At 28.0% G+C, this 24,977-nt stretch carries 24 protein-coding genes, 2 tRNA genes, 1 other RNA gene and 2 pseudogenes; 25 read left to right on the top strand and 4 right to left on the bottom strand.

Annotated elements, in window-relative coordinates; genetic code table 11:
- Positions 1–218: 218 nt before the first annotated feature.
- Positions 219–947, bottom strand: coding sequence for a lysophospholipid acyltransferase family protein (locus tag ACQRD5_RS08945; RefSeq protein WP_294168525.1), 729 nt, complete (start codon positions 945–947; stop codon positions 219–221).
- A 165-nt stretch (positions 948–1,112) separates the two neighbouring features.
- Here ACQRD5_RS08945 and ACQRD5_RS08940 point away from each other — a divergent pair, with 165 nt between their 5' ends.
- The 8 genes from ACQRD5_RS08940 (at position 1,113) to ffs (ending at position 6,894) form a co-directional block, all read left to right on the top strand.
- Entirely contained in the window at positions 1,113–1,898 is a 786-nt protein-coding gene (locus ACQRD5_RS08940) for a staygreen family protein (protein ID WP_294362262.1), read from the top strand.
- A 66-nt stretch (positions 1,899–1,964) separates the two neighbouring features.
- A tRNA-Arg gene (locus tag ACQRD5_RS08935) sits at positions 1,965–2,039 on the top strand.
- A 218-nt stretch (positions 2,040–2,257) separates the two neighbouring features.
- Positions 2,258–3,625, top strand: coding sequence for an MATE family efflux transporter (locus tag ACQRD5_RS08930; RefSeq protein ID WP_294167477.1), 1,368 nt, complete (start codon positions 2,258–2,260; stop codon positions 3,623–3,625).
- A gap of 108 nt (positions 3,626–3,733) precedes the next feature.
- Positions 3,734–4,978, top strand: coding sequence for an HlyC/CorC family transporter (locus tag ACQRD5_RS08925; protein ID WP_294167474.1), 1,245 nt, complete (start codon positions 3,734–3,736; stop codon positions 4,976–4,978).
- A gap of 175 nt (positions 4,979–5,153) precedes the next feature.
- On the top strand, positions 5,154–5,600 hold the full coding sequence (locus ACQRD5_RS08920; RefSeq protein ID WP_291631028.1) for a nucleoside deaminase: 447 nt from the start codon (positions 5,154–5,156) through the stop codon (positions 5,598–5,600).
- Between the two features lie 13 nt (positions 5,601–5,613).
- A complete protein-coding gene (gene lgt, locus ACQRD5_RS08915; RefSeq protein ID WP_291631026.1) occupies positions 5,614–6,378 on the top strand; it encodes a prolipoprotein diacylglyceryl transferase in 765 nt (254 codons plus the stop codon).
- Positions 6,379–6,539: 161 nt separating this feature from the next.
- Positions 6,540–6,629 (top strand) — tRNA-Ser (locus tag ACQRD5_RS08910).
- A 3-nt stretch (positions 6,630–6,632) separates the two neighbouring features.
- An RNA gene (ffs, locus tag ACQRD5_RS08905) (signal recognition particle sRNA large type) lies at positions 6,633–6,894 on the top strand.
- Between the two features lie 189 nt (positions 6,895–7,083).
- On the opposite strand, the gene ACQRD5_RS08900 is transcribed toward ffs, so the two are convergent.
- The 3 genes and pseudogenes from ACQRD5_RS08900 to ACQRD5_RS08890 form a co-directional block, all read right to left on the bottom strand.
- Entirely contained in the window at positions 7,084–7,575 is a 492-nt protein-coding gene (locus tag ACQRD5_RS08900; protein WP_291631024.1) for a dihydrofolate reductase, read from the bottom strand.
- Positions 7,575–7,877, bottom strand: a pseudogene (locus ACQRD5_RS08895) (thymidylate synthase); the annotation flags it as partial. The gene ACQRD5_RS08900 and the pseudogene ACQRD5_RS08895, both read right to left, overlap by 1 nt.
- 349 nt (positions 7,878–8,226) lie before the next feature.
- Positions 8,227–8,724 (bottom strand): annotated as a pseudogene (locus ACQRD5_RS08890) (thymidylate synthase); the annotation flags it as partial.
- A gap of 183 nt (positions 8,725–8,907) precedes the next feature.
- Here ACQRD5_RS08890 and ACQRD5_RS08885 point away from each other — a divergent pair.
- The 17 genes from ACQRD5_RS08885 to ACQRD5_RS08805 all read left to right on the top strand — a co-directional run bounded on the left by ACQRD5_RS08885 (position 8,908) and on the right by ACQRD5_RS08805 (position 24,957).
- Positions 8,908–9,183 (top strand): 50S ribosomal protein L7/L12, encoded by a 276-nt coding sequence (locus tag ACQRD5_RS08885; protein WP_291629547.1) that lies wholly within the window; start codon positions 8,908–8,910, stop codon positions 9,181–9,183.
- A gap of 320 nt (positions 9,184–9,503) precedes the next feature.
- A complete protein-coding gene (locus ACQRD5_RS08880) occupies positions 9,504–9,635 on the top strand; it encodes a hypothetical protein (protein WP_291629546.1) in 132 nt (43 codons plus the stop codon).
- A gap of 122 nt (positions 9,636–9,757) precedes the next feature.
- Positions 9,758–10,462: an MFS transporter gene (locus tag ACQRD5_RS08875; RefSeq protein WP_427746732.1), complete on the top strand. Its 705-nt coding sequence runs from the start codon at positions 9,758–9,760 to the stop codon at positions 10,460–10,462.
- A 495-nt stretch (positions 10,463–10,957) separates the two neighbouring features.
- Positions 10,958–12,580, top strand: a complete 1,623-nt coding sequence (gene dnaX, locus ACQRD5_RS08870) for a DNA polymerase III subunit gamma/tau (protein ID WP_291629544.1) — start codon at positions 10,958–10,960, stop codon at positions 12,578–12,580.
- A gap of 187 nt (positions 12,581–12,767) precedes the next feature.
- Positions 12,768–13,112, top strand: a complete 345-nt coding sequence (locus ACQRD5_RS08865; protein WP_291629542.1) for a YbaB/EbfC family nucleoid-associated protein — start codon at positions 12,768–12,770, stop codon at positions 13,110–13,112.
- A gap of 66 nt (positions 13,113–13,178) precedes the next feature.
- A complete protein-coding gene (gene recR, locus ACQRD5_RS08860) occupies positions 13,179–13,775 on the top strand; it encodes a recombination mediator RecR (protein WP_291629540.1) in 597 nt (198 codons plus the stop codon).
- Positions 13,776–13,788: 13 nt separating this feature from the next.
- Positions 13,789–15,324, top strand: a complete 1,536-nt coding sequence (gene cls, locus ACQRD5_RS08855; protein ID WP_291629538.1) for a cardiolipin synthase — start codon at positions 13,789–13,791, stop codon at positions 15,322–15,324.
- 91 nt (positions 15,325–15,415) lie between these two features.
- Positions 15,416–15,673, top strand: coding sequence for a DUF2508 family protein (locus ACQRD5_RS08850; RefSeq protein ID WP_291629536.1), 258 nt, complete (start codon positions 15,416–15,418; stop codon positions 15,671–15,673).
- A gap of 40 nt (positions 15,674–15,713) precedes the next feature.
- The gene (locus ACQRD5_RS08845) at positions 15,714–15,962 is read left to right on the top strand and encodes a pro-sigmaK processing inhibitor BofA family protein (protein WP_291629534.1); all 249 of its coding nucleotides are present in this window, start codon (positions 15,714–15,716) and stop codon (positions 15,960–15,962) included.
- A gap of 297 nt (positions 15,963–16,259) precedes the next feature.
- On the top strand, positions 16,260–16,427 hold the full coding sequence (locus ACQRD5_RS08840; protein ID WP_291629532.1) for a hypothetical protein: 168 nt from the start codon (positions 16,260–16,262) through the stop codon (positions 16,425–16,427).
- Positions 16,428–16,443: 16 nt separating this feature from the next.
- Positions 16,444–16,887, top strand: coding sequence for a large-conductance mechanosensitive channel protein MscL (gene mscL, locus ACQRD5_RS08835; RefSeq protein ID WP_294362246.1), 444 nt, complete (start codon positions 16,444–16,446; stop codon positions 16,885–16,887).
- 204 nt (positions 16,888–17,091) lie between these two features.
- The gene (locus tag ACQRD5_RS08830; RefSeq protein ID WP_294167454.1) at positions 17,092–18,168 is read left to right on the top strand and encodes a pyridoxal-phosphate-dependent aminotransferase family protein; all 1,077 of its coding nucleotides are present in this window, start codon (positions 17,092–17,094) and stop codon (positions 18,166–18,168) included.
- Positions 18,169–18,368: 200 nt separating this feature from the next.
- Positions 18,369–19,274, top strand: a complete 906-nt coding sequence (locus tag ACQRD5_RS08825) for a D-2-hydroxyacid dehydrogenase (protein WP_294167453.1) — start codon at positions 18,369–18,371, stop codon at positions 19,272–19,274.
- Between the two features lie 21 nt (positions 19,275–19,295).
- The gene (locus ACQRD5_RS08820) at positions 19,296–20,531 is read left to right on the top strand and encodes a DUF1015 domain-containing protein (protein ID WP_427746730.1); all 1,236 of its coding nucleotides are present in this window, start codon (positions 19,296–19,298) and stop codon (positions 20,529–20,531) included.
- 232 nt (positions 20,532–20,763) lie between these two features.
- Complete coding sequence (locus ACQRD5_RS08815) at positions 20,764–21,270, top strand: COG2426 family protein (protein WP_291629523.1); 507 nt, start codon at positions 20,764–20,766, stop codon at positions 21,268–21,270.
- Positions 21,271–21,588: 318 nt separating this feature from the next.
- Complete coding sequence (locus ACQRD5_RS08810) at positions 21,589–23,088, top strand: hypothetical protein (protein ID WP_291629521.1); 1,500 nt, start codon at positions 21,589–21,591, stop codon at positions 23,086–23,088.
- Positions 23,089–23,106: 18 nt separating this feature from the next.
- Complete coding sequence (locus ACQRD5_RS08805) at positions 23,107–24,957, top strand: LTA synthase family protein (RefSeq protein WP_291629520.1); 1,851 nt, start codon at positions 23,107–23,109, stop codon at positions 24,955–24,957.
- Positions 24,958–24,977: the final 20 nt, after the last annotated feature.

Genomic DNA, 24,977 nt, shown 5'->3' with positions numbered 1-24,977 from the left:
AATTTATTTTGTAGGATTATAATAGCTTTATTTATAATGTTAAACAAGAAAACTATGGTTACATTCATGCTACTTATCGTAGCAAAGGCTTTTAAAAGAAATTTATGAGAAATTATAATAGATATTAAAATTTTTTTTGATAAATAAATAGATAAATTATTAAGATAAAAAAGAAGAGATACTTCATTAAGAAGATCTCTTGATGTAATAAGATATTTCTATGATTGTGGAAGTTTACTCTTAATTACATCATAAACCTTTGTAATTAAAGCATCTTGCTCTTCTTTATTTAAGTTAGCTGTTTCAATAGCAGGATGTATATATAAATCAACGTGAGTAGGTTTAACCATCCATTTCTTTTTATTACTTTCCATTATCTTATAAGAGCCATTCATTGTAACTGGAACTATAGGAACCTTTGATTTTGTTGCAAGTTTAAAGCTACCAGCTTTAAATTCTCCCATATTATCACCTTTACTTCTAGTTCCTTCTGGGAATATTACTAAAGAATGACCTTTTTTTAGTATTTTAATACCTTCAATAATAGCTTCACTAGATTTTCTTAAGCTACTTCTATCCATAAATACGCAATACATATATTCCATCCAAGTACGAACTCCAGGAATTTTTTTAACTTCAATTTTAGATACGAAACCTTTTAATCCAGGTATTTCACTCATATATATAGGAATATCAAAGTTTCCTTGATGGTTACCAATATATAATACATTCGTATCTTTAGGTATGTTTTCAACACCATGTACTGTAACTTTAACTCCAGCGATTTTTAATAAGGTTCTTGCCCAAGATGTGGTATTTTTATAAACAAGTTTATCTCTTTCTTCATTTAATCCTTTTTTGGTAAGAGTCTTAGTTCTTATCATAGCCGGAATTTTTAAAATAAGTGAACTAAAGAATACTATATACCAAACAATAGATCTAAGCATGCAAATCAAATCCTTTCGATAATATAAATATATAAATAAAGTATATAACAAAGTATTAACATAGAAAAGTTAAATAAAAATCTTTTACTCTTTATATGTCTAGGGGTAACTATATATAATTAATAAACATATATTGTAAATTATTAGTTAATTGAGGTGTTAATTTTGAATAAGGCAAATCCTTATAAATTAAGTATAGAGAGAATGGAAGATATATTAGATACTGGTCCAATTATACCAAGGTGCTATGAAGTTACTTACTTAAAATCTTCAAAGAAAATGAAAATAAATATAAATAAAGATGAGAATAAAAGCAAGAACATATATAAAGGTGAAGGATTATGTGGAAGATGGTGCTGTGAGAATGAAAAGTACATGCTTTTCTTTCAAATAAATGTAATTTCAAATGAAAATAGTTATGAAAAGGTAAAGGAAAAAGATAAAAAAATAAGAAAAGAGCTTCCACTAATGATTAATTCTATAATTAAATCTGAAGAAAAGTTTCTTAAAAAAAATAAAGATTTAATTGAAGCTGAGATATTTATAAAGTTTAACTCCACCTATGATGATTTTTATAAGGTAGAAAGCTTTGGGGAATTAAAAAATTATATAAATATAGAAGGATATGATGAAAAAGAATTAAAAGAAAAGGAAGTTAATAGTCAGCTAAAAAAAATAAAAAACAATGTGGATATTAATAAAAATCTAATTTTAAATCTAATTAACCCTCATATAGAAATACACTTAGCACCAGTGTATGGAAAGGAAGTTAAGTTTCTAATAAAAGAAATAGAACTACTAAGTATAAAAGAATTAGATAGTATTGATGGATACTCTAAGGAACATGAAATAGTTGTTTTGGTGAAAATATTAAGTGGAAATGATATAGAAGAGTTAATATTAAATATAAGAGTAAAACCAAATGTTTTAATAATTGAAAAGATAGGGTAATTCTAAGTTCTAAATCAAAATATTGACATATGGAAAATGTTATTATACAATTTATTTGGTACTCAAGTCTCCATAGTTCAATGGATAGAACAGTCCCCTCCTAAGGGACAGATACAGGTTCGATCCCTGTTGGGGATACCAGTAAAAACTCGTAAGCCTTTATATCAATAGGTTTACGAGTTTTTTATTTATTAATTGATGTAATAAAGATTTCGTTGTTTTAATATTATTGACAAACTAGTTGAATTATTAGAAAATATTTTATGTTTAAGAGCAGATGGGCAGCTAATTACCCATTGCTCTTTTTTTATGCAAATAAATAATAAAAGTAATCGTACTAATAAATGCAGGAGGATACAATGAAGAAAATATTAAAAGATAAAGCTTTTATTACTACAATGCTTACATTAGCATTACCAATCACATTTCAAAATCTTGTAACATCATCACTAAATCTTGTAGATAATTTGATGATTGGTAGATTAGGAGAAGAAGCAATTGCATCAGTTGGACTAGCTAACCAATATTTCTTTATATTTACTCTATGTCTTTCAGGTATAAATGCAGGGGCTAGTGTGTTTATGTCACAGTATTGGGGAAAGAAAGATGTTAAAAGTATTAAAAAGGTACTTGGATTAGATATATCTATAGGTTTTGTTGCTTCTATAATTTTTGGAGGTGCTGCCTTTTTCTTAGTTAATCCAATAATGTCTGTATTATCAAAAGATGCTAAGGTTATTGAACTTGGAGCACAATACTTAAGAATTGTTGCTATTAGTTGTTTATTTACTAACTTCACTCAAGCTTTTTCATCAGCTCTAAGGAGTTCAGAACAGCCAAAGACACCAATGTATGCAAGTATAATAGGAGTACTTTGTAATGCATTTTTAAACTGGGTATTTATATTTGGTAACCTTGGAGTAACACCAATGGGAGTTGCAGGTGCTGCTCTAGCAACAACTATTGCTAGAACTTTAGAAGTGGCCTATATAATTTTTATGATTTATGCTAAAAATAATATTGTTTCATCAAAGATAAGAGAGCTATTTTCTTTTGATATGAACTTTATAAGAATTTATTTCAATACATCTACTGCAGTTATTGCTAATGAATTATTATGGTCTTTAGGGATGACAGCTTATTCAATAGCCTATGCGCAAATAGGAACTAGTGCAGTTGCTACAATGCAAATTGCAACAACATTAAATAATATGTTTATGGTTTTATGTATAGGATTAGCATCTGCAGCAGCTATAATGGTTGGCAATAAAATAGGTGCCAATGAAGAAGAGGTTGCTATAGATTATTCACATAAGCTTGGGAAAGTTTCTCCTATAATAGGATTAATAATAGGAGTAGTAGTATGGATTTTAGCACCACAAATTGTTAAGCCATTTAATGTTGAATCAAATACTTTTAAAGACGCAGTTACTGTTTTAAGAATTATGGCGTTAATATGTCCTATAAGGTTCTATAATGTAGTTATGATTGTTGGAATTTTTAGAGGTGGTGGAGACACTCTTTATTCAACACTAGTACAATTAGGAACTATATGGTTCTATGCTGTACCTATTTCTTTTTTTAGTGCAATAGCTTTAGGCTTACCAGTAACAGTAGTATATTTTTTAATATGTACAGAAGAATTTATTAAAATTATATTTGAAAGAAGTAGATTAAAGTCAGGAAAGTGGATAAAAAATGTAGTGGAAAATTGTGAAATTGCGTAGAAAAATATAAATTTAAGGATACAATTTTTATTAGTTCTAATATTTTGAAATTTATATATGATATAATAAATAATAAAATATATTTATCATTTAGGAGAGTGAATTAATTTGGAGAGTTACACGTGGCAGATAATATTATTAATAATATTATTAATAATGTCAGGATTCTTCTCTATGTCAGAGACAGCCTTAATGGCACTAAGTAAGATTAGAATAAGACATATGGTTGATGAGGGAGTGAGAGGATCAAAATTAGTTGAGAAGTTATCTCAAGATCCGAGCAAATTATTAGGAGCAATATTAATTGGAAACAATATAGTAAACATAGGAGCATCAGCACTTGCTACATCAATTGCTGTTAAGCTTATTGGACCAAGTGGAGTAGGAATTGTTACTATAGTAATGACTATATTAGTACTTATATTTGGTGAAATAACACCTAAGTCTATAGCTAAACAAAATTCTGAAAAAGTATCATTATTTGTTAGTAAACCAATAGGAATTATAGTTAAAGTATTTAATCCATTAGTAATAGTATTTACTTCTATATCTAGTGTATTTATAAGACTTTTAGGTGGTGATCCTAAAGCTACAGAACCATTTATTACAGAAGAAGAGTTAAGAACTATGGTTGGAGTTAGTGAAGAAGAGGGTGTACTTGAAGATGTTGAAAAGGAGATGATTTTCAATGTTTTTGAATTTGCTGATTCTCAAGTAAAGGATGTAATGGTTCAAAGAGTAGATATAGTAGCTGTAGATGTTCATTCTACTTATGAAGAAGTTATTAGTATAATTAAAGCTGAGCAATTTTCAAGATTGCCAGTTTACAATGAAAATATAGATGATGTTATAGGTATACTTAATGTTAAAGACTTAATAATGGCATCTGAGTGTAAAGATAATTTTAAGGTATCAGATTATATGAGAGAACCTTATTATACTTTTGAGTTTAAGAAAATAGCTGAATTATTCAAAGAGATGAAAAAAACAAGAAATCATATGGCAGTAGTATTAGATGAATATGGTGGAAATGTAGGTATAGTTACTATCGAAGACTTAATTGAAGAAGTTGTTGGAGAAATTGAAGATGAATATGATGATGATAGAGACAGCGATATAATAGTGGTTAAGGAAGATGAGTATATAGTTGATGGTAGCGCAAGATTAGATTACATTGGAGACTTAATAGGAGTTACTATGGAGTCAGAAGAGTTTGATTCTATAGGAGGATTAGTAATTGGAGAATTAGGAAGATTCCCAGAACAAAATGAAGAAGTAAAAATTAATAATATTAAGTTTATAGTAGAGGATATCGATAAGAATAGAATAAAAAAGGTTAGAATATTTACTTAAGGTGCTATAGCATCAATATATAATGTGAAATTAAGGGGGAACTCCTTAAAGAGTTTCTAAAATAAATATATTTTTATTAATTTATTTCAAATTATATTAATAATTATATATTTTAAATTCTTAATAGGGGCTGCTAAAACAGCCCCTTTTAAAAATTTTTAAGGGGAAGTGTATTATGGACTACATGAATCTTGCAATAAAGGAAGCAGAAAAGGCTTTTTCAAAGGGAGAAGTTCCTGTTGGTGTAATAATAGTTAAAGATGGAAAAGTAATAGCAAAAAAACATAATTTAAAAGAAGAAATGAAGGTTACTACTGCTCATGCTGAAATATTAGCTATAGAAGAAGCCAGTAAAAATTTAGATAATTGGAGGCTAACTGGTTGTGAGATGTATGTAACCTTAGAACCTTGTCCAATGTGTGCAGCAGCCATAGCACAAAGTAGGATATCCAAGTTATATATTGGTACATTTAATAAGGATATGGGAGCTTGTGGCTCTACAATAAATTTATTAGATTATAATGTATTTAATTGGCAAGTTGATGTAAAATGGTGTTATAATCAAAAATGTAGTAATTTGCTTACATCATTTTTCGAAAATAGAAGAAAAAACAAATTATAGAGGAGGAAGTGGGATGAATCCAGTAGCTTTTGAAGTTTTTGGCTTAGAAATTAGGTGGTATGGAATAATAATATCAACTGGGGTTTTAGCTGCAATGTTATTAATGTACTTACTATCAAAGAAGAAAAATATTAATTACGATGTAATAATAGATGCTTTTTTAGTTACTTTCCCTATATCAATTATAGGAGCAAGATTATATTATGTTGCATTTGAATATCAAAACTATCATTCTTTTATGGATGTAATAAATATAAGAAATGGTGGTATGGCTATTCACGGAGGAGTTATAGCAGCTTTACTTTCAGGATATATTTTTGCAAAGTATAGAAAAATTAATTTTTTAGAATATGTAGATGTAATAATGCCAGGGGTTATTTTGGCACAAGCTATAGGTCGTTGGGGAAACTTTATGAACCAAGAAGCTCATGGAGGTCCTGTATCTCAAGAATTTATAAGTAAGTTCCCTGAATTTATTCAAAAGGGTATGTTAATAAATGGTACATATTATCACCCAACTTTTTTATATGAATCTGTGTGGAATTTATTAGTTTGCTTAATTTTAGTTTATATACTTTTTAAAAAGAAAGAAGGGAAAGATGGAATTGTTCTTGGAGGATATATGATTTTATATTCAATAGGAAGATTCTTTATTGAGGGATTAAGAACAGATAGCTTAATGTTTATGGGCCTTAGAACAGCTCAAATTGTAAGTTTAATTGGAATAATTCTAGGAATAATATTAATTATATTTGTAAGCAAGAAGAAAAGAGCATAAATAATATTGCAGCATTTAGAAGTACTGTAAGCTTTTAAATGTTGCAATATTTATTTGTATATGATAATATATAGCAGTAGTTCAAATTAAGTAACTATAAGAAAAATTAATAATAATTATATTTTTAATTTTATTAATAATTAATTTGTTTAATTTAATATGGAGAGATGTCCGAGTGGTCGAAGGAGCACGCCTGGAAAGCGTGTATAGGGGAAACTCTATCAGGGGTTCAAATCCCCTTCTCTCCGCCATGGCCGTGCTAGATGGGGAGTTAGCGGTGCCCTGTAACCTGCAATCCGCTATAGCAGGGTTGAATTCCTAGCCTAGGCTTTAGTCTGTAGAGCCTGCCTATGCAAGTGGTGTTGATGGCAAGGTCCCATACGACGTAAGTGCATGAACCTCGTCAGGTCCGGAAGGAAGCAGCGATAAGTGATTACTGCGTGTGATATGGATAAATCTTGTCAGAGCTAACTACATAGTAACGTCTATAGACTACTGTCGAAGCTAGGTGCACGGTTTAATTTTAGGCCTTTCTTGCTAGAAGGGTTTTTTTAATGTAAATATGAAATTTAAAAAATAATTATTTATAGGTTACTCTTCAATAGGATTAACATACAATAGGACAAAGAAAGCGAGGGCATTCCTTTAGGAAGACCCTCGTTTTCTTTGTTACTTAGAAATTTATAAAAAAGATTACTCTCATTTTTATTTTCTTGTTAAATTGATAAAATCAAAATTTAAGTTATCAGTTTCATTAACTTGAATTTCTGACTCATAATCAACAAACCAATCTTCAGGATTTATTTCAGGGAATTTAGTATCACCATTAAAATCCTTATAAACTCTAGTTAAGTAAAGTTTATCAGACTTAGGTAAAAGAGATTTATAGATTTCTCCACCACCTATAATAAAAGCTTCTTCAGTAGAATCTTGAAATCTATTAATAATAGAATTTATATCATTAACTACTTCAACCTCAGGTGAGTCAACTTTATAATTTTTATCTCTTGTAATTACAATATGATGTCTATTAGGTAAAACCTTTGGTAAAGATTCAAAAGTTTTTCTTCCCATAATTATAGTATGACCAGATGTAATTTCTTTAAATCTTTTTAAGTCTTCAGATATATGCCATAAAAGTTTATTATCACCACCAATTACATCATTGCTTGCCTTAGCCACTATAATTGATAACATTATACACTTACCTCCATTTTAATAGGATCATGATGCTTGTAATCTATAAGTTTTATATCATCTACAGTAAAATCGTAGAAGTTGGTAATTTTAGGGTTTATCCAAAGCTTTGGAGCTTCAAAATCTTCATTTTCTCTAGTAAGTTGAAGCTTCATCCCTTCAATTTGATTTTCATAAATATGAGCATTATTAATAACGTGAGTAAATAATCCTGGTTTAAGATTAGTTACTTGAGCTATTAAATGAACAAGTACTGCATATTGACTGGTATTAAATGGAACACCTAATGGTATGTCTCCTGACTAAGTTTTCAATAAGATTCGCTAGATCTTATCCGTTTCATTTAATGAAACTGCTGTATATTCCTATACAGAAAAGACTATATCATAATCTAATAAATTATCTTTAATAGATTCCCTGCTTTTCCCGTTACCTCACTTGTCAATGTGACCTCCGATAGCTTGAGGGGTACTCTACTTGCTTATATTTAATATCCTATAAAATATATTAAATATGCGTTCGATAGTCGTTAGGCATTTATTTATATATCATAGTATAAATGATATATAAATTTTTAGCACGGGATTATCCTATAAAAATGGATTTTCCCCGTTTAACAGGGTTTGCAAAAAGTATTACTACTTAATGGCGCTCATTTGAACGCTGGATTAACATACAATTTAGGTGGCCATCAGTTACATCCCATAAAGTTTGATAGCAACAAGGTTGTAAAGTCATCTCTGGTAAATCTTCAATGTTCCACATAGACATTATCATTCTTCTGTCTTGAGGATTAGTTTTTAAAGTTTCAATAAGCTTATCAACTTGATTAAATTTAGCTATTTGATATCCATAAGCCTTACCAATTGTATTATTTTCATCTACCCATTCATCCCAAATGTGTACATTTTGTTCTTGTAGTTTTGTAACATCATTGGATTGATCTCTATATATCCATAGCATTTCCTTTATGGCTGTTTTAAATGCAACCTTCTTAGTTGTTAGAATAGGAAATTCCTTTTGTAAGTTAAATTGCATAATTTGATGGGGCAGTTTGTATGTAGGCATTCCAGTTCTGTTATTATCATAATATCCGTTATCTAATATATCCTTAACTATAGATAGATATTTCTTATCGTATGAACTCAAATTATATCCCTCCTTTTTTTTGCTAAGATTATTTTACTATAAAAAAATAAATATAAGTAGAAAAATATTTAATGCATAATATGGTATAATATCCATTAATGGTAAATGTTAAAAGATTTTAATCCAGATTGGACAATTTTGATGATGTTTAATTGAAAATAAATAAAAGGAGAAGTGAGAGGGATGAGTGATAGTATAATTAGCATAATTTTATTAGTAATTATTTCGTATTTAATGATTGATATTTCTCAATTAAGAGAAGAAGTTAAAAGAAATAATAAAGTTTTAGATAAAATAGTTGAACATTTTGGGATAGAAATTTATAAGAATATAGATGATGAGTTGAGGGATATTATCTATAATAGCGGTAAAGTTAAGGCTATTAAAAGATATAGAGAACATACAGGGCAAGGGCTTAAAGAGTCTAAAGAATATATAGATAATTTAGATACAAAATAGGAGAAGAAAGTTTTGTTTTAGGTGCTTTTAATGACGAAAATCAAATGATAGGTGTAGTTGGGTTTTATAGTGAAAAAAGAGTTAAGTTAAGGCAGTGGGATTCGTAACTTACGGCAAAGAAAAAAATGCAATAAAATGTGGTAATAAATATTTTCATGAAGATTATATGGTGTATTTTGTAAAGTAAAAGGCATAAAATTCAGAAAAAGATATATAGTATTAAATACTATGTTTTCACCTGTGTTTTTTTGCTTGAAAATTTCTAGTAAATACTTTATTATATATTATATGATTTGGAAATAGAAAGGAGAAATAGAACTGTGGAATTTCTTTTGAATAAGTTTGAAAATCAAATTTTATCTAGTAGTTCAAGATCAAAAACAGCAACAGTTTTTGGAAATTGGATTACTATACCCTTTTTTAAAGGAATTTTGCAAGGATCTATTTCTTAACTTGCAATTATAGTAACTCCAATTAGACCCATTTAGTTATAGTGGGTCTTTTCTTATATCCAAAAATGAAAATAAATGGTTGGAGTTGATTTAAATGAATAAAATAATAAGTAATATAAAAAATGAATATTTATATAGATTTTTCTATTAGTTATATTACTGCAATTATTATAGGGATAATTTCATTAACTTTTTCCTTTAATTTTAAGGAAGTAGATATTAGAGATGATTTCGAAGAAAGAATTACAATAATAAATCATTTTAAAAAGTCTATGAAAGTTTTGAAAGATAACAGAAAATTATTAAATATAATAATGTTCTTTCCTATAGTATATACATTTTCTGCTATAGTATATTTCTATGGGCAACAGTTTTTAAATGATTTAGGGTATTCTAGATTAAATATTTCTATAATATTTTTATTTAATGGAATTCTTTCAGCTATTGGAGCTATATTAAGTGATAAAATTTATAAAAAATATAATGCCTCAGGCTGGTTATCTATATCTATGATAATTAGTTTTTTACTTATATTAATGGGGAATATAAGTAAAGAATTATCTATATTTACTTTTCTAGCAATAGGTTTTTTAACAGCAATACTTCAACCTATTAGTAGTAAATTAATAAATTCAATGGTTGAATCAAAACAGAGAGCAACTATAATTTCAGTTGAAAGTATGTTTTATTCACTAATGATGATAATACTATTCCCAGTCTGTGGATTAATAGGAGACTTACTTTCATTAGAACTATCGTTTGAAATTATTGGTATTATAGGAGTAGTAATTACCACTATTGAAATACTGATTTTAAAGAAAAAATAATATTGAATACAAGGAGGAACTCGGGATAACTTGAGTTCTTTTTTTATATTTAAAGAGGTATATATTTAAAATAAAAGTAATTAATATTCTTTTTTAGGCAAAAATATTTAATGTAAACGTATATGTATAAAATTTAACAAAGTACAATTACAATATTTGTATATTTTAATATATAAATATTGGCAGTTGATTTTATTGCAAGATTTTAAAATGTCACTTGCAAGATGAAAAAAATAATATGAAGGAATTGAAATTAAAACTTTCAATTCCAATATGATTACCAAAGAAATATATAATGGAAATTCTTTTTATAAGAAGGGAAATATAATTAAGTAAGAGAACTAATAGTGTTATTAAAAAAATGTAAAATGCATATTGGAAGAATAGTAAATAAGAATATAAGTTTAATTATGTGAAGTTATAGCTTTTAATTCTTCATTAATTCTATTCTTTGGTCTATAATATAAATAAAAGATAAATATAAGGAATGATTTTATGGGATATACAGCTTTATATAGAGAATGGAGGCCACAAAATTTTTATGATATTGTTGGTCAAGAACATATAACAACTACAGTTAAAAATCAAATATTAAATGATAGAATAGCTCATGCATATCTTTTCTGTGGTACAAGAGGAACAGGTAAGACTACTACAGCTAAGGTTTTTGCTAAAGCCCTAAATTGCCTTGATTTACATGATGGTGAACCATGTAATAAGTGTGAAATGTGCCAGAAGATAAATGAAGGGTTAGCAATAGATGTTACAGAATTAGATGCAGCTTCTAATAATGGAGTTGATAAAATTAGAGATATTATAGATGATGTTAAATATCCACCGCAAGAAGGTAAATACAAAGTTTATATTATGGACGAAGTTCATATGTTATCTACTGGTGCTGTTAATGCATTCTTAAAGACTTTAGAAGAGCCACCAAAGAATGTAATATTTATATTGGCAACAACAGATCCACAAAAGCTACCAATTACCATTCTTTCAAGATGTCAAAGATTTGATTTTAAAAGAATAAATAATAATGAAATTATAGGTAGGCTTAGAAAAATTGTTGACGATCAAAATGCTTTAGCAGATGATAAAAGCTTAAGCTTAATTGCAAGAGTATCTGATGGTGCTATGAGAGATGCTTTAAGTATATTAGATCAAGCAATTTCAATGGGAAATGGTGCAGTAGAATATGATGTACTTGTAAGTATGCTTGGACTTGTTACTAATGATAATTTATTTAATTTAACTAATTCAGTTATTCAAAGAAATGTTGAAAAGTCTATAAGTATAATAGATGAAGTAGTTTATGCAGGAAAAGATATTTATCTATTTATAAAGGATTTGATTAGTCATTATAGAAATATTCTTATGGCTAAGGTTACTAATAACCCTGAAGAAGTACTTGATATGTCAGAAGAAAATATAGCTTTAATTAAGGAGCAAGCTTCAAAAATTAGAGCGGAAGAAATTATGAGATATATTAGAATACTTCAAGAAGCAGAATCAAATGCTAAGCTTAGTAAGCAGGCAAGATTATACTTAGAATTAGCAATAATAAAAATGTGCAAAGTAGAATACGATACTTCAAATGAAGTTATATTAAGTAGGCTTAATAAGCTTGAAGAAGGTTTAAGAAATGGAAGTCTTAAAGTTGTAAGTACAGCACAAGCAGAAACCACTGTAAGTTCTACAAAAGAAGGCACTACAAGACAAGTGAATAAACAAGTAAAAACTCCTATTACTAGGAATCTAACTAATAATGAAAATTCTAAGGTTACTTTAAATGATATACAAAGAGCTTGGAAAGATATATTAGAAAGAATTAAGGCAAGAAGAAAAATGATAGTATATGCTGCTATGGTTACTGGAAAACCTATAGAGTGTAAAAATGGTGTACTAATAATTCAATATGAGGATTTATATAAATTTAATAAGGAACGATTGGAGAAACCAGAGAATAAGGTTGTCATTCAAGAAGTATTAGCAGAGCTATTTAGAGAAGATATAAAAATATTATTTGAAGTTGAAGAACCATCAAGCAATGAGAAATCAATGGAAGATATGTTAATAGAATCTCTAGGTGCTGATATGGTAGATATATTAGATGAATAATATCTACATAAGTGAGAATCTAAATTTTAATTTAGTAATTCGAACTTACAACGCTGACAATAGGAAGCGTTGTTACATTAATAATATAATATAAGAATAATAAAATTATTAATAACCTAAATATAGTAAAATAAAGAAAAATACTATATAATAGAGAATATATTTTTTATATAAGGAGGATGTTTTTATGGCAAGAGGAGGATTTCCAGGCGGATTTGGGGGAGGAAATATGAATAACCTAATGAAGCAAGCTCAAAAACTTCAAAAAGAAATGGAGCAAATGCAAAAGGACCTAGAAGCTAAGGAATTTGAAGTTTCTGTAGGCGGTGGAGCTGTAGTTGTAAAGGCAAATGGAAAAAAAGAAGTTGTTTCTATTAATATAAAACCAGAAGTAGTAGATCCAGATGATGTTGAAATGTTAGAAGACTTAGTATTAAGTGCTGTAAATCAAGCATTAAGAAAAGCAGAAGAAGAAAGTGCAAACAAAATGGGAAAATTAACTGGTGGAATGAACTTGCCAGGATTATTCTAAGAGATTTAAACTAAGGCGAATTTAATTTCGCCTTTTTATGTATTATTTTACAGAAAGGATGATTTTATGGATTTTTATCCGGTTGCTATAGAAAAGCTTATTGAAGAATTTGCCAAGCTACCAAGCATAGGGCAAAAAACAGCTCAAAGATTAGCATTACATGTATTAAATCTTCCTGAAGATGAAGTTAGAGAATTTGCAGATGCTTTAGTTAAAGCAAGGGGGACTATAAAGTATTGTTCAATATGTGGAAACTTTACAGATTCTGATCCTTGTGCAATTTGTTCTAATCCTAGTCGAGATAAAGATACAATTTGCGTAGTTGAGCAACCTAAAGATATAATGACAATGGAAAAAGTCAAAGAATATAATGGTAGTTACCATGTTTTACATGGAAATCTTTCACCAATGCAAGGAAGAGGACCTCAAGATATAAGAATAAGAGAGTTAGTTTCAAGAATGAGTGCAGATGTTAAGGAAGTAATTCTTGCAACGAATCCTAATATTGAGGGTGAAGCAACTGCTATGTATATATCAAGAATTTTAAAACCTCTAAATATTAAAGTAACTAGAATTGCATCAGGTATACCAGTTGGAGGAGATTTAGAATATGCTGATGAAGTAACACTTTCAAAGGCTCTAGAAGGAAGAAAAGAGATTTAAAAAAGGGGAATATATGACTAAGTTATTAAAGTTTTTATTTAGTAGAATGGTTATTATAGGATTACTTATTATTATGCAGTTAGGAATACTTATATTTACTATATGGAAGTTATCAGAATCTTTTGTGTATTTATATGTATTATTTACTGCAATAAGTATATTTTCTGTTATTTATATATTAAGCACAAAAGATAATCCATCTTATAAATTAGCTTGGGTAATACCAGTTCTTCTAGTACCTGTTTTTGGAGGATTATTATATCTGATTTTTGGATCAAGAAAGACAACTAAAAAATTTAGGGAAAGAATGATTAACATTTATAATAAAACCGCAAAGGTTTTACCTCAAGATGAAGAGATAATAAGGGAGATTAAAGAAGATGATAAGTCTTTTGCTAATCAAGTTAAGTATTTAAATAACTACGCAGGAAGTCCTATTTACAAAAATACTATAACAAAATACTTGTCACCTGGAGAAAAATTTTTTGAGGAGCTAAAGGAAGAATTAAAAAAAGCAAAGAAGTATATATTTATGGAATACTTTATTATTCAAGAAGGAGTTATGTGGAATAGCATACTAGAAATCTTGGAGGAAAAAGTAAAAGAAGGTGTTGATGTAAGAATAATTTATGATGACATGGGATGTCTTCAAACTCTTCCATATAAATATTATGAAAAGCTTAGAGAAAAGGGAATAAAGTGCTTAGTTTTTAATCCTTTTGTACCATTTTTATCTGTAATTATGAATAATAGAGATCACAGAAAAATTACCATTATAGATGGGCATACAGCTTTTACTGGAGGAATAAATTTAGCAGATGAATATATTAATGAAATAGTTAGATTTGGACATTGGAAGGATGCTTCTATAGTTTTAAGGGGAGAAGCAGTTTGGAATTTAACTATAATGTTTCTTCAAGCATGGGAATTTACCTGTGGTGAAAAAGATGATTATGAAAAATATAGACCAGCTGTTAATTACATTGGAGAGTTTGCAAGTGATGGATATGTTCAGCCCTATGGGGATAGCCCATTGGATGATGAAAATGTTGGAGAATTTGTTTATCTAAATATTATAAATAGGGCAAAGGATTATATTTATATAAATACGCCATATTTAATAGTTGATAATGAGTTAGTTACAGCTCTTACTCTGGCTGCTAAAAGTGGTGTTGATGTAATTATAGTAACACCTCATATAGAAGATAAATGGTATGTGCATTTAGTAACTAGAGCATATTACCTTCAATTAATAGAGGCTGGTGTAAAAATATATGAATATACCCCAGGATTTATACATTCAAAAACCTTTGTATCTGACGATAAAATAGGTGTTGTTGGAACAATAAACATGGATTATAGAAGTCTTTATTTACACTTTGAAAATGGTGTGCTTCTATATAAAACTAAATCAGTAATGGAGATTAAAGAAGACTTTATTGAAACATTAAAGCTTTGTCAAAGAATATCAATAGAGGATTGTCATAAGGTAAAATGGGCTAACAGGTTTATAACAGCTATATTAAGAGTATTTGCACCTTTAATGTAATAACACATTATCTTAATTTTATACTCAATTTGAATAATTTTATTAAAGTATGGACATTACTTTAATAGTAATTATTTGGGAGGAGTTTAAAATGAATAAGAGTGCAATTTTAGAATTTTTATTTAAAAGTGAAGAGAAAAAGAAGAGAGAGTATAGCGAAGAAGATATAGCTATATTAAAGGATATCCAAGAAACGATAAAGGAAATGGAAGTAGCTAGAGTTTTATTTAACTCAGTTAGTGATCCTAAATTAATAGAGTTAGCAATTCATGAAGAAGATGTAGCTAGAACAAGATTTGATTATTTAATATGTATGGCTAAAAGAAGAGGTTTAAGAAGAATAGAATAATATAGTAAAAAAATAATATTATTAAGTGGAGGGGATTTATATGGATATAAATTTAATATTATATGGTTTAATTGGGTTAGTATTACTTTATCTATTAATAAAGGTTTTGAAATGGCCGCTTAAAATACTAATAAATGGTGTAATAGGTATAGTATTATTGTATTTAACTAACTTACTAGGAGCTTATTTGGGTTTTTCCATAGCAATAAATTGGATAACAGCCTTAATAGCAGGGTTTCTAGGAATACCAGGAGTAATATTCTTAATAATATTTCAATTATTTTTATAGAATATAAGGAAAGAAAAAATATAATGCTAGTGTGACTTGAAGCCTTGCGGCTTAGAAACTAGCATTATATTTTTTATTTTTTATGGAGTAGTTTAATAAATCTCCTTTTTTGCACGAGAGAGGGAACAAAATAGTTCCCCAAAGTTTATATAGATGGGAGTTAGAAGTTTAAAAAAAATTAATGAGTGAAAAGCTTCTTATGAGATTAATATATGAGTATACAATAAAGAGGTTACTACTATTTTATAAATTATATGTTAAAATATCCATATAAAAGCATATAAAGGAGATGGTAAGGTGCCAGCAGGAAATGGAGTTAATTGTAATTATTGCCCAGAATACAAGAAAACTTGTAATGGAGATGATAAAAGTTGTTTATGTTATAAGTGTCCAAGGCATTTAGGGCAATGTAAATGTGTTAAATATTGCAGGGAAACAGAGTCAATATTAATATTTGAAGAATAGATAGGAGGAATATAAAATGACTAGTAAAGGGAAAAAATTTTTATCAGAATTTAAAGAGTTTGCATTAAAAGGAAATGTGCTAGATTTAGCTATCGGTGTTATTATTGGGGGTGCTTTTAATAAAATAGTATCATCTTTAGTACAGGATATAATAATGCCACCAATTGGAGCTATAGCAGGAGGCGTTGACTTTAAAGACTTAGTTTATGTATTAAAGCCAGCAGTAGGGGAAACTCCAGCAGTTACATTAAACTATGGTTTATTTATTCAAAATGTAGTAGATTTTTTGATTATAGCTTTATCAATATTTATATTTATAAAGGTAGTTGCAAAGTTAAATAGAAAGAATGAAGAAGTTAAAGAAGAGCCTGTAGTTGAAGAACCAAAGTTAACAGTAGAGCAAGAATTACTAACAGAAATTAGAGATTTACTAAAGGAAAATAATAGTGAGCAAGTATAGAATATTTGCATAAAATGATAATAAAAATATATTTTTATTTAACAAAAGAAAAATTATGGAAATCATTAATAAAAAACCAAAGAATATTCTAAATATTTAATAAAATAGTTGTTAATCTTACGAAAAAGTAGTAAAATTAACAATAAAAATAAGCAATAAGTAATAAGCAATAATTAATAAAAATTTATAATGGGGGAGAAGAATATGCATAAAAAATTATTTATTCCAGGTCCAGTTGAGGTAAGACCAGATGTATTAGAGCAAATGGCGAAACCTATGATTGGACACAGAAGCAAAGAAGCTTCTGCAATTCAAAGAAGAATTAGTGATAATTTAAGAAAATTATTTTTTACAGAAAGTGAGATACTTTTGTCAACTACTTCTGGTAGTGGACTTATGGAAGGAGCCATAAGATCGTGTACAGCAAAGAGGGCAGCTGTATTTTCCGTAGGGGCATTTGGAAAAAGATGGTATGAGATGGCAACTACTAATAATGTTCCAGCAGATTTATTTGAAGTAGAAATGGGAAAAGCTGTTACTCCAGAGATGGTTGATAAAGAATTATCAACAGGAAAATATGATTTAGTTGCAGTAACACATAATGAAACATCAACTGGTGTTATGAATCCAATTGCAGAAATTGGCGAAGTAGTAAAGAAATATCCTGATGTAGTGTTTATAGTAGATACTGTAAGTTCAGCAGCTGGTAGCAAAATAGAAGTGGACAAGTGGGGAATTGACGTATGTATAACATCTAGCCAAAAGGCACTAGGATTGCCTCCAGGACTAGCTGTATGTACATTCTCAAACAAGGCTAAAGAAAGAGCTGAAAAGGTACCAAATAGAGGTTTTTATTTAGACCTTCTAGCTTTATATAAATATATTCAAAAGAAGGATTATCAATATCCATCAACACCATCACTATCACATATGTATGCACTTGACTATCAACTAGACTATATATTAAATAAAGAAGGTTTAGAAAATAGATTTGCAAGACATATAGAAATGGCTAAGGTAGTAAGAGCGTGGGCTAAAAAACATTTTGAATTATTTCCAGATGAAAACTATTTATCTAATACATTAACAAATATTAAAAATACTAAGGGTATAGATGTTGCAGCTTTAAATAAAGAGTTAGGTAATAGGGGATTCCAAATCTCTAACGGATATGGAAGCTTAAAAGATAAGACTTTCAGAATAGCTCATATGGCAGATTGCCAAATGGAAGATATTCAAGAACTTTTAAGTAATATAAATGATATTTTAGGTTTAGAATAAATTTAAAATATATTAAGCAATAAGTATTAAAAGAAAATATAAGGAGCTGTCTAAGCAGCTAAAAAATTAAAGTTAAGAATTATTTATGTAACTTGAATAAATTTACTGAAAATATAAATTTAGAAACTCCTAAAGGAGTTTCTTCTTTAATTTTACATTCTACATTCTTAATTTTACATTGATTTTCAGGGGGTATAAAAATGAATAAGATATTAATTAGTGATGGACTACAAGAAAAGGCATTAAGCAAGCTTGTAAGCTTGGGTTTTGAAGTTATAGATAGACACTATAATAAGGAAGAATTAGGAGAAGCGCTTAAAGATTATGATGCTTTAGTTATAAGATCAGCTACTAAGGTAACTAGAGAGGTTTTAGAGGCTGCTAAGGGTGGAAGATTAAAATTAATAATTAGAGCAGGTGTTGGAATAGATAATATAGATTTAGTAGCAGCAAATGAATGTGGGGTAGCTGTAAGAAATACACCAAATTCTAGCTCAGATTCAGTAGCTGAACTTGCTTTAGCTCATATGTTTGCAGTCGCAAGATTTATTGGGATTTCTAATTTTACTATGAGAAATGGTGAGTGGAATAAAAAGAAATATGAAGGTATTGAATTAAGTGGAAAAACTCTTGGTATTGTAGGAATGGGTAGAATAGGTAGATCTTTAGCTAATAAAGCAACTGCTTTAGGAATGAAAGTAATATATAGTGATGCTTTTGGCAAAATAGATGGTGTAGATTATGAATTCTTAGATTTAGAAGATTTATTAAAAGAATCTGATTTTATATCTCTTCATGTACCTTATGATAAAACCAAAGGTTCATTAATAGGAAAAGAAGAATTGGCAATAATGAAAGATGGATCATATTTAATAAATTGTGCAAGAGGAAAAGTTGTAGATGAAGAAGCTTTACTAGAAGCTTTAGATAGCGGCAAAATTGCAGGTGCAGGAATTGATGTTTTTGAAGTAGAACCAACTACAAATGAAGCTTTAGTTAATCATCCAAAAGTTAGCTGCACACCTCATATTGGAGCATCAACAATTGAAGCTCAAGAAAGAATTGGTGATGAAGTAGTTTCAGTAATTAAGGATTTTTTTAACTAAGATAAATATAGGAGGAGTATTATGGCAGTAGTTAGACCTTTTAAGGCTATAAGGCCTATAAGTGAACTTGTAGATAAAATAGCTGCATTACCATATGATGTAATGGATAGTGATGAAGCTAGAGAGATGGTAAAAGATAATCCTTATTCATTTTTGCATGTAGATAAGGCAGAAGTAGATTTACCTGTAGATATAGATATATATGATGACAGAGTTTATGAGAAGGCAAAAGAAAATTTAGATAAAATGATAGATACTGGATTATATATTGAAGATAATAAGCCAAACTATTATGTTTATAGACAGGTTATGAAGGGTAGAAGTCAAACAGGGCTGGTAGCTTGTGCATCAATAGATGATTATAGTAAAAATATAATTAAAAAACATGAGTTAACAAGAGAAGATAAAGAAATTGATAGAATTAATCATGTTTATAAGTGTGAAGCTCATACTGGTCCAATTTTCTTAACTTATAGAGAAGATAAGAGAATTTCAAATATAGTAAATGAATGGGTTAAGAAAGAACCTGTGTATGATTTTATAGCTGATGATGGAGTACAGCATACTGTTTGGGTTATAGATGATGAAAGTATAGTAAATAATTTAGAAGAGTTATTTAAATCAGTAGAATATTTATATATTGCAGATGGACACCATAGATCAGCTTCAGCAGTTAAGGTGGGTCATATAAAGAGAGCAGAAATAGAAAATTATACTGGAGAAGAAGAGTTCAATTACTTCTTATCAATATCATATCCAGATAGTGAATTAGAAGTTTTAGATTACAATAGAACTGTTAAAGATTTAAATGGACTTTCTACAGAAGAATTTTTAGAAAAAGTAAAAGAAAAATTTGAAGTATCTGAAAGCAGTGAGCAAGTTAAGCCAGCAGTAAAGCATACTTTTGGTATGTATATAGATCATAAGTGGTATTTATTAAAGGCAAAAGAGGGCATATTTAATCCAGAAGATCCTGTAGATAGATTAGATGTATCAATCCTTCAAAATAGCTTATTAAGACCTATACTTGGAATAGACGATCCAAGAAAGTCTAAAAGAATTAAGTTTATTGGAGGTATAAGAGGGTTAAAGGAACTTGAAAGAAGAGCTAATACAGATATGAAAGTAAGTTTTTCAATGTATCCAACTACTACTGAAGATATAATGGCAATTGCAGATAGTGGAGAAATTATGCCACCAAAATCAACTTGGTTTGAACCAAAGCCTAGAAGTGGTTTGTTTATTCATAAGTTTTAGTTATTTAAATAAAAAATATATAATTAATTTTATTAAATAAGCTCAGTATATCTGAGTTTATTTTTTTACAGTAATAAATAAATATTATGTAGTATGAATTTTAAACATAAAAGAAGAATATTTCATAAATATTCAGAAAATATCTCTTGAATAATATGGATTTATTAGATAATCTTATATATGTATGAAAAATAGAAATTTATGAAAATAAATATAGTATAAGGAGTAAGTTATGGTAGATTCGTTAATTAATTGGTTTACTAGTACATTAAGTTTTATGCCAAAGGAGATGGTATCTTTTATAATATCAATGGTACCGATTTTAGAGCTAAGAGGTGGATTGATTGCAGCTTCATTATTAGGAATTGGAGTAGTTAAAGCAATAGTTATATGTATTTTAGGTAATATAGTTCCTATTCCATTCATTTTATTTTTTATTACACCAATATTTAATTGGATGAAAAAAACCAGTTTACTTAGACCTATGGTTGAGAAACTAGAAAGTAAATCAATGGCAAAAAGTGATCAAATTCAAAAATATGAATTTTGGGGACTTGCTTTATTTGTTGGAATACCTCTTCCAGGAACAGGTGCATGGACAGGTGCACTAATAGCAGCATTATTAGGAATAGAAATTAAAAAGGCATCTTTATCAATCTTTATTGGATTAATAATAGCAACAATAATAATGACCATTATATCTTATGGAATTCCATTTTTCATTCAAGTAATGTCTTAAATTAGAATGGCTAGTAGACTAAATGTTGAAGGTTATTACTTTTAAGAAAAAATATTAGATTTGTCGAGATTAGTTTATAGTTACAAACAAAAAGAGATATTAGCTTACTTAACACAGTATTATGTAAGTTAATATCTCTTTTTTATACTTTACTATCAGCACTAATACCATAAGTCATAGCAAGCATCTTTATTTTACAATAATATAATTTTATGTTAATATTTTATAGTATTTTAATAATAATTTAAAATAATACATATATAACCATAAAAATGATAGAATTAAGTAAATGTAAATTAATATTGGGGGAAGTTTTGAATGAAATTACAGAAAAATGATCAAAATAAATACACGAAATATATATTATGTATATTTATTATATTTTCAATTGGATTAATATATTATATATTATTTAAATATCCTCAAGTTGGAGTAGCAGATCAAGGGGATTTTGACAGAGTTATGAATTCAGTAGGATTGTCACTTCTAGAATCGGATAAAGCGAATCCAGATTTTAAAAGATTTTATCAGTATATAGTTACTGATTATAAGATAAATATAAATATATATACTTTATTAATCGGTATATTTGGTTCTAGTATGGGCTACCTAATTACCTTTATTAATTTTATCTGTAAGTTACTTGGACAAGAAGTGTTTAAGACACAATATATTGCAATTGCATATGCAATAATTTATATATCTTCAATAGCAATTATATTAAAGAATTTGAATGTAAAAAGTAACTATAAGCTGTTTATTATAGCTTTATTAAGTATTTTTGTATTTATGGATGGAAATTATATAGTTTGGTTTAATAGTTTATATGGAGAGCCAATGATGTTAAGTACATTATTGTTATTTTTAGCAGCATTTTTATACTATATTAAGTGTAAATATACTGAAAAGAACATTGGATTAAAAATACTTTTTGTGTATATTTCAGCATTTATGTTCTTAGGATCTAAAATGCAGGTATTAACTACGTTGCCATTTATAATAATACTCTTAGGTAAAATACTTTGGGATAATAGGAGAATTTTAGAACCTAACAAATTAAAATTGTTAACAGTATTTTTAATAATTATAATAATATATCCAATTCAAATAAATATGGTAAATAAAAATATAAGTAAAGATACACAGTATAATTCTGTATTTTACGGAGTTCTTAATGGATCTAAAACTCCAAGGCAGGATTTAATAGATTTAGGACTTAATCCAGACATGACTAGTGAGGCAGGAAAACACTCATATTTAGATGCAAGTGAATATGTAAAATATGTACCTAGAACTCCAATTACTGAAGAGGAGTTCTATAGTAAGATTGGTAATGGAAAATTAGCAAAGTTTTATTTGACTCATCCAAAAAGATTGATAGAAGGAATGCAATATACAGCTGGAAAAGCGTTTATAACAAGCACCTCTCTAGGTAAGGGTTATAGAGCTGACAGTGAAGAACCATTAATAGAATTTAACAGATTTACAACTTGGTCTGATTTTAGAGAGGATAAATTCCCTAAGAAATTATGGTTTATAATTACTGTCTTTATAAGCATATTTGTAGTTTCAGCAATAGAGTTTGTAAAAAATAAATCAAATAGAGAGGTAAAAGATAAGATAGTATTATTATGGGGACTAGTGTTGATAGGAGCTATACAATTTCCAATGCCCTATGTAGGTAATGGACAGGCAGATACTGCAAAGCAATTATATTTGTTTAACTTTGTATTTGATATTTTAATCCTTACAAGTACATTTTATATTCTTTTTAATCTCATTGATTTTATTAAGAAGAAAGTATTTTTTAGACATTAGGATTGGAGCAAATTTGATATGGGTATTAAAGAAATAAAGAATAAGTTTATTAAATATATTAGGAGCTATAGAAAAGGAATATTTTCTACTGAGATAAGTAAATTTAGATTTGCAACAATTATAGATATGTTAATTAAGTCACTTTTGTTTATGGCTTTATTAGAAGTAAATTCTGCAGATACAATTAAAATAAATAATATAAGTTTCAAATTCATTTTTGTATATTTAGCTTTTATATTATTATTTTATTCAATTGGATATTTGTTTCAAAGGAATAATCAACTTATTTATTATATTTTCGTTAATATATTTTATAGCGTCTTATTAATTATGGACTTATGGTATTTTAGAGTAAATAGAGATTTCTTAGGATTGAAAAATGTGTTTTATATAGGTACATTTAATCCTATAGGAGAATCTTTATACCAATTCAGAGCTATAGATTTATTATTTATAGTAGATATTGTTTTTATAATTATTTATGCAATTATCAAAAAACCAACAGGTAATGATAGTAGAAGAGTAAAAAGGTTTTTACTAACTAATAGTTATGCCATTATTATATTAATAATATCTTTTTTCTTAATAGATATTTTAAGCTTTGGAGGATGGGAAAATAGAATCCTTACAAAGAGATGGAATACATTAATGTCTGCAAGAGCATCAGGACCTATAGGATACCATCTTATTGAATCTGGTAGAACTATATCTAAAGTATTAAATCCATTGTTAACAGATGAAAAGTCAGAGATAGAAGATTGGTTATCATATAATAAAGAAGAATTAGAGCCAAATGAATATAGTGGAATTGAAAAAGGAAAAAATGTTATTTTTATACAAGTTGAGTCTCTAGAGAACTTTGTAATAAATAAGAGTGTAAACGGAAAAGAAATATCACCATTTTTAAATAAACTTGCAAGAGAGGGATTATATTTTACAAATATTTATGAACAAAATAATGCTGGGAATAGTATTGATTGTGATTTTATGGTTAATACTTCAATTTATCCATTGGGAGATAAGATAACAGCTTTGAATTATGGAGAAAATACTTATAGTAATTCCCTGCCTAGAATATTAGAAGGGGAAGGATATAATACAATATCATCCCATGCTGAGGAAATAGGTGAATTTAATTGGACTGAGATTCATAAGAATGGATTCGGAGTTAAAAACTTATGGGATATAGGTGATTATATATATGAAGAAACTGTAGGATACGGATTATCTGATAGAAGTTTTTTTACACAAGTAGCTAATAAGTTAGAAAATGTAGATGAACCTTTCTTCTTCCAATCTCCAACATTATCTAATCATGGGCCTTTTAATATTGATAAAAAATATAGGGAGTTGGAGCTACCTAAAGAGATAGATGAGAGTTATCTTGGAGGTTATTTTGAAAGTGTTCTCTACACTGATAAACAAATAGAGAGATTTTTTATTGAATTAGATGAAAAGGGAATCCTAGATAATACTATGGTTGTAATATATGGAGACCATGCTGGTGTTCATAAATATTATAATGATGATATAAAGGACTTAGATTATGAAGGGAATTGGTGGAAGGAATATGATAATAGAATACCACTAATTATATATTCAAAAGATATAAAATCTAATGTTATAAATGTAAATGGTGGACAAGTTGATATCCCAACAACTGTTTTATATTTACTTGGTGTTGATAAAAAAAAGTATATGAATACATCTATGGGAAGAGTGCTAGTAAATACTAATAGAGATGCAACAATTATAAAGGGGAATGAGATTAAGGGAAACGTGAAAAATAAGGAAGAAATGGAACATATGCTAAAGTCTTATGAAATAGGAGAAAAGATTATAAAGAATAATTACTTTGGAATAAAGTAAGAACTTTATGGAGGGTTAAT

This window comes from Clostridium sp. SGI.024 (assembly GCF_050315195.1).
GTDB lineage: Bacteria > Bacillota > Clostridia > Clostridiales > Clostridiaceae > Clostridium.
Note: the sequence above shows the minus strand (reverse complement) of the source record. Positions and strands in the feature narration are given on the sequence as shown.

Excerpts from the sequence above, each read along its gene's own strand:
- ACQRD5_RS08900 (WP_291631024.1), bottom strand. The coding sequence starts at position 7,575 with ATGTTATCAATTATAGTGGCTAAGGCAAGCAATGATGTAATTGGTGGT.
- ACQRD5_RS08945 (WP_294168525.1), bottom strand. The coding sequence starts at position 947 with ATGCTTAGATCTATTGTTTGGTATATAGTATTCTTTAGTTCACTTATT.
- lgt (WP_291631026.1), top strand. The coding sequence starts at position 5,614 with ATGAATCCAGTAGCTTTTGAAGTTTTTGGCTTAGAAATTAGGTGGTAT.
- ACQRD5_RS08850 (WP_291629536.1), top strand. The coding sequence starts at position 15,416 with ATGAATAAGAGTGCAATTTTAGAATTTTTATTTAAAAGTGAAGAGAAA.
- ACQRD5_RS08805 (WP_291629520.1), top strand. The coding sequence starts at position 23,107 with ATGGGTATTAAAGAAATAAAGAATAAGTTTATTAAATATATTAGGAGC.
- ACQRD5_RS08830 (WP_294167454.1), top strand. The coding sequence starts at position 17,092 with ATGCATAAAAAATTATTTATTCCAGGTCCAGTTGAGGTAAGACCAGAT.
- ACQRD5_RS08885 (WP_291629547.1), top strand. The coding sequence starts at position 8,908 with ATGAGTGATAGTATAATTAGCATAATTTTATTAGTAATTATTTCGTAT.
- ACQRD5_RS08815 (WP_291629523.1), top strand. The coding sequence starts at position 20,764 with ATGGTAGATTCGTTAATTAATTGGTTTACTAGTACATTAAGTTTTATG.
- ACQRD5_RS08930 (WP_294167477.1), top strand. The coding sequence starts at position 2,258 with ATGAAGAAAATATTAAAAGATAAAGCTTTTATTACTACAATGCTTACA.
- mscL (WP_294362246.1), top strand. The coding sequence starts at position 16,444 with ATGACTAGTAAAGGGAAAAAATTTTTATCAGAATTTAAAGAGTTTGCA.
- ACQRD5_RS08920 (WP_291631028.1), top strand. The coding sequence starts at position 5,154 with ATGGACTACATGAATCTTGCAATAAAGGAAGCAGAAAAGGCTTTTTCA.
- ACQRD5_RS08875 (WP_427746732.1), top strand. The coding sequence starts at position 9,758 with ATGAATATTTATATAGATTTTTCTATTAGTTATATTACTGCAATTATT.
- ACQRD5_RS08825 (WP_294167453.1), top strand. The coding sequence starts at position 18,369 with ATGAATAAGATATTAATTAGTGATGGACTACAAGAAAAGGCATTAAGC.
- cls (WP_291629538.1), top strand. The coding sequence starts at position 13,789 with ATGACTAAGTTATTAAAGTTTTTATTTAGTAGAATGGTTATTATAGGA.
- ACQRD5_RS08845 (WP_291629534.1), top strand. The coding sequence starts at position 15,714 with ATGGATATAAATTTAATATTATATGGTTTAATTGGGTTAGTATTACTT.
- ACQRD5_RS08865 (WP_291629542.1), top strand. The coding sequence starts at position 12,768 with ATGGCAAGAGGAGGATTTCCAGGCGGATTTGGGGGAGGAAATATGAAT.
- ACQRD5_RS08820 (WP_427746730.1), top strand. The coding sequence starts at position 19,296 with ATGGCAGTAGTTAGACCTTTTAAGGCTATAAGGCCTATAAGTGAACTT.
- ACQRD5_RS08810 (WP_291629521.1), top strand. The coding sequence starts at position 21,589 with ATGAAATTACAGAAAAATGATCAAAATAAATACACGAAATATATATTA.
- recR (WP_291629540.1), top strand. The coding sequence starts at position 13,179 with ATGGATTTTTATCCGGTTGCTATAGAAAAGCTTATTGAAGAATTTGCC.
- dnaX (WP_291629544.1), top strand. The coding sequence starts at position 10,958 with ATGGGATATACAGCTTTATATAGAGAATGGAGGCCACAAAATTTTTAT.